This is a genomic window from Candidatus Zixiibacteriota bacterium, assembly GCA_034439475.1.
Lineage (GTDB): Bacteria > Zixibacteria > MSB-5A5 > GN15 > FEB-12 > JAWXAN01.
This window is the reverse complement of record JAWXAN010000015.1, coordinates 45,160-51,498: the sequence shown is the minus strand read 5'-3', so window position 1 is coordinate 51,498 and position 6,339 is coordinate 45,160. Positions and strand designations below refer to the sequence as shown.

General features: G+C 49.5%; 7 protein-coding genes. 1 reads left to right on the top strand and 6 read right to left on the bottom strand.

Going from position 1 to position 6,339, the window contains the following annotated elements:
• The 6 genes from SGI97_01690 to SGI97_01665 all read right to left on the bottom strand — a co-directional run.
• Window positions 1-565 (bottom strand): P-loop NTPase (locus SGI97_01690; GenBank protein MDZ4722614.1); only part of this gene is annotated, 565 nt, incomplete at its 3' end.
• Window positions 566-849: 284 nt separating this feature from the next.
• On the bottom strand, window positions 850-1,551 hold the full coding sequence (locus tag SGI97_01685; protein MDZ4722613.1) for a hypothetical protein: 702 nt from the start codon (window positions 1,549-1,551) through the stop codon (window positions 850-852).
• Window positions 1,544-1,687, bottom strand: coding sequence for a hypothetical protein (locus tag SGI97_01680; protein ID MDZ4722612.1), 144 nt, complete (start codon window positions 1,685-1,687; stop codon window positions 1,544-1,546). The genes SGI97_01685 and SGI97_01680 overlap by 8 nt, the downstream gene beginning before the upstream one ends.
• A 15-nt stretch (window positions 1,688-1,702) precedes the next feature.
• The gene (locus SGI97_01675) at window positions 1,703-3,361 is read right to left on the bottom strand and encodes a hypothetical protein (protein ID MDZ4722611.1); all 1,659 of its coding nucleotides are present in this window, start codon (window positions 3,359-3,361) and stop codon (window positions 1,703-1,705) included.
• Window positions 3,362-3,379: 18 nt separating this feature from the next.
• Window positions 3,380-4,198: a hypothetical protein gene (locus tag SGI97_01670; GenBank protein MDZ4722610.1), complete on the bottom strand. Its 819-nt coding sequence runs from the start codon at window positions 4,196-4,198 to the stop codon at window positions 3,380-3,382.
• A 48-nt stretch (window positions 4,199-4,246) separates the two neighbouring features.
• Window positions 4,247-4,621, bottom strand: coding sequence for a prepilin-type N-terminal cleavage/methylation domain-containing protein (locus tag SGI97_01665; protein MDZ4722609.1), 375 nt, complete (start codon window positions 4,619-4,621; stop codon window positions 4,247-4,249).
• A gap of 287 nt (window positions 4,622-4,908) precedes the next feature.
• Here SGI97_01665 and SGI97_01660 point away from each other — a divergent pair, with 287 nt between their 5' ends.
• Window positions 4,909-6,339 (top strand): aldehyde dehydrogenase family protein, encoded by a 1,431-nt coding sequence (locus SGI97_01660; GenBank protein ID MDZ4722608.1) that lies wholly within the window; start codon window positions 4,909-4,911, stop codon window positions 6,337-6,339.

Below are 6,339 nucleotides of genomic sequence, written 5' to 3'. Positions count from 1 at the left end.
TGAGCGGGACAATCATATCATCGATAACTATAGGCTGGCCTTGGACTCCGAGCATTCGCGGAATGGAAAAACCGTAGACATCGGCATCGAGCAGACCGACTTTTTTGCCTAACCGCGCGAGGGCGCAGGCCAGGTTTACAGTCACAGTCGATTTGCCGACACCCCCTTTGCCGGACGAGACGGCGATAAATCTATCGGCGAAATTGATGACAGAAGCTGGCGCCCGACCCGTAGCGGGTTGGTTTCCGGTCGTCGGTTTGACTCCCATACCGAGTTTTGTCCGAAGCTCGGTCCGCTGTTGGTCGTTCATGACATCGAATTTGACGGCGACCCGCTCGACGCCGGGAATGAGCATGACGGCATTTGTGACATCGTTTGTGATTTTCTCTTTGAGGGGACAGCCTGGAACGGTAAGGGTGACGCCGACAGTGACATCGCCGCCTTCAATATCGACAAATTTGATCATTCCAAGTTCTGTGAGGGGCTTTTTGAGTTCCGGGTCATCGATTCCGGAGAGGATGTGCATGACGGTTTCGGTATTGAGCATAACAAAAATCTCTTTCACAGGGTGTAACGACTTTTATAGTCGCAAGTTCCGAGGGTTAATAAAGGAGTATTGGGGGGTGAAAGCAACGAGGGAAATGGGGACGGTGGTACAAGGGCTGGTGCACGGGGCTTTCAGGTCCGCCCCACCACAGCGGGCAGGCGTGGCGGGATGTACACCAGTCACGTAAATAAGGGCAGGCACAGGGACCTGCCCCTACAAATATAGAACTGTGACACTAATGCCGCACATTCGATATTGCGTCGATATTCCGTAGGGGCAACCCCCCGTGGTTGCCCTCTTCATCATCTCATATTCGTCTTCATCCTTGGTGCGGGGCAGACTGGACGAAGAATAAGTAAGTGGTGTCGGGCGTCTCTGCCCGACACAAAAAGACAGTCAGGCATCCGCCGCGGCGGACTGCAATGGAATGGTAGGGCAAGATCAGATCCGTCTTTCATTGAGACATAGGTTCCAGTGGCATTCTTAGCCAGCACGTCGCTTGCACCCGCCGCTCCGGCTCCTTTGCGGCCATGGATGATATTACCCAACGCTGTGACATAGCTGTCCATGCGAAGATTATTATTTGACTGCAAATACAGATTGCCGTTTATGTGCACCCGTCCAAAGAGCGTCATATCCGGACCGGGGGCGATCTCCAAATCATTGCCATAAAATACCGCAAACTGGAAAATCGGTATAAGCGCAGTTTCGAACGTTTGAGACATTTCAACCTTGCCATGATCCTGCAAGCTGGTCGCTGTCGAGTTCAAACTGAAAGATTTCATCAGCGCATGCAGCCCGGCCATAGAGCCGACTGTCAGATCCTTGACTGTAGGAAATCCGTCATCTGTGGTCGAGTATACCACCGCGCAGTTATTTACGGCATTTGTTCCTATAGGCATGACCAGCGGCGGAGCGCCGGTGCTGTCGTAGGTACACTGAAGCGATGCCGCGGCCTGCTCAAGCCCCGCTTCTGCCGCATAAAAGGCATGCATCTCATGCAATTTGGTTGCCAGCGATTGAGACCTCTGTATCCGAAGTCGACATTGTCGCCAACCCGATTAGTGTAAGCAGACCGACCATGATAAGCGCGATCAGAGTCGCAAAGCCTGATTCACGCCTTACTATTTTCGTACGCACTATATCACCTTCCTGTTATAGATACATATGGGAGTCTGATCCGACATGCTCCCGCTGCCATCCGGTACAGCGAAAGATTTTCACAACTGGCGCTTCGGGAGGATGGTTGGCAGCGTCATCCAGGCCGGTATCGTACGACCAGTTGCGTATAGGCTCAGAGAAAAATGCATTGCTCCACTTTCCAACAGCCTGTTGAGCTTCCCAGAGATTGACAGCAGAGCCTTTCCAGGTAAATGTTTTGCCTGTCCAGTCTTCAAGGAACCGGGGCAGATTTTCAAAGCCGCCGCCGTACTCGGTGGAGGTCGTGGTCTGTCCGCCGGTAAAATATGAGGCATTGACGGTGCTACTGCTGGCGATGCGGTCGGTCTTTGCAAGGGCGCTCTTGGAATCATCCCAAGAATTAGAGAGAAAGGTAAGGGCATCCCCCATGAGCGAGGCCGGTTTCTTGTTAACTGTGTTGAAATTTCCAACCGTGTAGACCGGATTCTCGCTTGCGATAGTCAATCCGCCGCCAAGCTCGGCGCCGTTTTTCAGTCGAAGCGCAGGATACTCTGATGCGCTTGCCGAAGCATCAGAGAAATAGATGACTCCATTGGACGGGGCAAATCCATTGGCGTAGAGTTTCTGAATATCGATATCTGTGACATCAACTTTTTTACCTTCACGTCCATCGGTGAACTTGTCGGCGCTATAGGTAATGACGCCTGTCGCAACCATCAAGGCGGTGACATCGACCCAGGAGCCGGCGACTTGTTTGAAGGCGATGTTGTCGACGATCTTAAGTGTCGCTTTGTTTTCGTACGAATCCGGGTTCGCTGTGCCGTTCGCCCGCTCGATTATTTTATGAGGATTGCCGGTCTCATCAGCCACAGGAAGATTCATTTTGGCTTGACCATGTGAGCCGTCTTGAACCTTGCCGCCCCAGCGGCTGAGGGCATCTGATTTCCAGGTGGAGACGGTCGCATCAAGCCAATTCCCTTTGTTGTCTTGCTGAGATTTATATATTCCGCTGGCGTTCTTAACGTAGACTTTGCCTGCTCCTACTGTGCCGGGGCCTTTGCGTCCGCGGAGAAATTTACCTGCGGCAGTTACATAGCTGTCTATATTTAGGTTATTGCTCGACTGAATGTAGAGGTTACCGTTTGTGTGAATTCGACCAACTAGAGTCATATCCGGCCCGGGCGCCATTTCGAGATCGCCGTCATAAAAAACGGCGTATTGAAAAATCGGTATGAGTTGGTTTTCGAAGGTCATCGTCATCGAGACAATTCCTTCACCTAGTGGGCCCGTTGCCTCAGATTGAACACTGAAGGATTTAACGGTGGAATTAAGACCAGCATACGGCCCTATGGACAGAGCTTTAGTTACTGCCGGGCCGTTATCCTTGGTCTCATACACGATGGAGCAGCCATTTATGGTTTCGCTTCCCGACGGCATAAGCGTAGGCGCTTTGCCGGTGCTGTCATAAACATTCTGTATTTGCGCCGAAGCGTACTCAAGTCCTGCTTCAGCGGCGTAAAAGGCACGCATCTCCTTGAGCTGGTTACCAGCAATGGTAACATCGTTGTCAGATGTCGACATGGCGGCCAGTCCAATAAGGGTCAGCATACCGATCATTATCAACGCAATGAGCGTCGCAACGCCCGTCTCATTTTTCAGCGGCTTACACAACATAATATTCTATCTCCTTTACTAAGATATATTTCTCACATTAACTGATGACGTGTACGTTCTCAAGCGATAGGGATCGCTTGTCTTGTCGGGATCAGGATTGGCCGAACGACCAGTCAGAGAAATTTTCACCTCGCGAATGTCTTCTGAGACCGTCGGCACATCGACAATTGTCCCGTCTTCAAGACGATACGTCAACTGCAGATCAGAAATGTTCTCGGCGTATACCTGAGGGTTCTGCCCGAAAAGCTTTATCATCATACAGGGTTTGTTCGGGTCAGTCGTGTTGTCTATATAGAACTTGACCTGATACATTAAGAGAATGACGGCGTCTTTGCCATATGACCTTGACAGCCTCATTGTATTATGCTGCAACATTCTAGATGCAGTCTGAACGTGAGTAATGACAAACCATTCGCCGCCTCCCGAATCGGGTTCAAAAATATATACCCACTGATTATCACTAAAGCAGGATATGTCTGTCGCGCACTTCAACTCCGCCGATGGCATAGGCATGGCTGCCGCCAGATAGGTATCGCAGTCCGAAGTCTGGTAGTTTACAGTTATCGTATCAGGATTTGTATTGTATGCGTCTATAGCTTCCAAACCGTCGGGGAGACCGTAGCCGGCCATGCGGATCTGTCGCGTCAGTTCATCAATCGAAGCCCGGGCGGACTGCTGAATTTGTGAGATGTCATCCTGGATTAAATAGTGCTCATGCTGAGTCAAATAGGTCTTCAGCACAGCCGTTGTCACCATACCCATCAAGACGAGCGAGATGAGAACCTCCATGATGGAGAATCCCCTCGCTCCCGTTTGCTTTCGTAGTAGAGTTCTCATAGCCTTTTGAGTCCTTTGCTTTCTATCTCTGTTAGAGTCTTTCATTATTTATTCAGTTCGGACAAATGCGCTCATACTGCTCGTTTTGGTCTTTGAGCGCACGTCCTCCCATGTGACAGCGACATCGATTTTAATCAAATGGCTTCCCATATCAGTGACTGTCCAGCTTCGCGAGATACCTTGAGCGGTGTCCGAGCTATTCAAAGTTTCGCCTGTAGCCCGGAGTTCTTCGAGCTTCTCCTGCATAAGTTGCGTGGCAATAGTAGTTCGATTTGACCAATCGTTGCCATCGAGGGCGACCATCGCCATATTTAAAAGGAGAAGAAGGGACACGCCCAGAATGACCATGGCGATCATAACCTCAAGAATCGAAATACCGCGCTGGCCTCTTTGATTGATCCTTGTGTTTCTTAATTTCTTCATAATTCTGCCTATTTTCATGGTATTGTTCCTTATATTTCAGCTTGTAGTATGTAACAAGTGTGCCGTAGACATAACGCGCACACGAAAACTGCTCTTTAACTGACATAAGAACTAATGCATCAATGGGATAGAAAAATACGAATCTGGTGTGTCCAGCAGCGAATCAATAGGTAAAATCCCATATTTTTTCGCTCCGAAGTGCCACAATCTATTGGTTTTCCCCCATATCTGAAAAGCCTACAAACTGCCAGCTTGACTTTACCACTGTTGAATGCAAAACTTGTTCAATGAGTCTAAAATTCGCTTTGTACCTCGCAGGGAAATGGGCTGAGAAAGCCCTACAGATAACAGTAAAATCCCCCTACGATAAGTCAGTGGTCGGGGTTGTTTCATCGGCATCGTCTGACGATTATACTCTTGCAATTGAAGCCGCCCATACCGCGTTTGCCCAAACCCGCGAACTGCCGTCCTACGTGCGCGAAAAGTGCTGTCTCTCGATTGCGGAGCAGATTAAAAATAGTCATGAAGAGTTTGCAAAAGTCTTGTCGCTTGAATCAGGCAAATCTCTCAAAGAAGCGAAACTTGAAGTAAACCGAGCTATCGGCGTTTTTAGAATCTCTGCTGAAGAATCGAAACGAATCGGCGGCGAAATAATCAACCTTGATTGGAATCCGGGAAGTGAAAATCGCATTGGCTTGGTCAGGCGGTTTCCACTCGGCGTCATTGCCGGAATCACACCCTTCAATTTTCCACTGAATCTGGTGGCGCATAAAATCGGCCCGGCTATGGCATCGGGTAATACGATAGTCCTCAAACCGGCCTCAGCAACTCCGCTCTCGGCGATGCTGTTGGCCGAAGCGATAGACAAAACGGATTATCCGAAAGGCGCGATTTCCATTCTGCCGGGACAGCCATCCGAGACGAGCCCGCTTATCAAAGACGAACGGGTGAAACTTATTAGTTTCACCGGCTCGGGCCAAGTCGGCTGGTGGATCAAAGAACAAGCGCCGCGTAAGAAAGTAGTATTGGAACTCGGGGGGAACGCCGGTGTGATTGTCGCCGATGATGCCGATCTTGAGTGGGCGACAACTCGGCTGGTCACCGGAGCATTTGGTGTCGCCGGGCAGTCATGTATTTCCGTCCAACGAATCTTCATTCATGCCAACGTCTATGAACAGACTATCGCGCTGTTTACCAAAAAAACCAAAGCGCTCAAAATTGGAAATCCCATTGATTCTATGACAGATCTTGGCTGTATGATAACGCCCGATGCTGTGGAGAAGGCCTCAATGTTTATTTCTAATGCCGTCTCAAAGGGAGCAAAAGTTCTTACTGGTGGAACTGTAACAGGACAGATGATTGAACCGACAATTTTGACCGACGTGGATCGTAAGCTTGATGTAAACCGCACAGAAGCCTTCGCGCCAATTGTAATTGTCGAAAAGTATGAAAAGTTTACTGATGCCGTCGCGGCAATAAATGATTCTCCGTTTGGTTTACAGGCGGGCGTTTTCACAAACCGCATGAATGATATTATGTATTCTTTCAAATATATCGATTGCGGCGGTGTTATAGTAAATGACATCCCCACTTACCGCGCCGACCAGATGCCGTACGGGGGGATGAAAGATTCCGGCACAGGCCGCGAAGGAATCCGCTATGCTATTGAATCGATGACTGAAATAAAACTGCTGGCCCTTAAAATGGATGTGAAGTAA

Coding starts and splice junctions, on each gene's coding strand:
- SGI97_01675 (MDZ4722611.1), bottom strand. CDS start 3,361: ATGTTGTGTAAGCCGCTGAAAAATGAGACGGGCGTTGCGACGCTCATT.
- SGI97_01670 (MDZ4722610.1), bottom strand. CDS start 4,198: ATGAGAACTCTACTACGAAAGCAAACGGGAGCGAGGGGATTCTCCATC.
- SGI97_01665 (MDZ4722609.1), bottom strand. CDS start 4,621: ATGAAGAAATTAAGAAACACAAGGATCAATCAAAGAGGCCAGCGCGGT.
- SGI97_01660 (MDZ4722608.1), top strand. CDS start 4,909: ATGAGTCTAAAATTCGCTTTGTACCTCGCAGGGAAATGGGCTGAGAAA.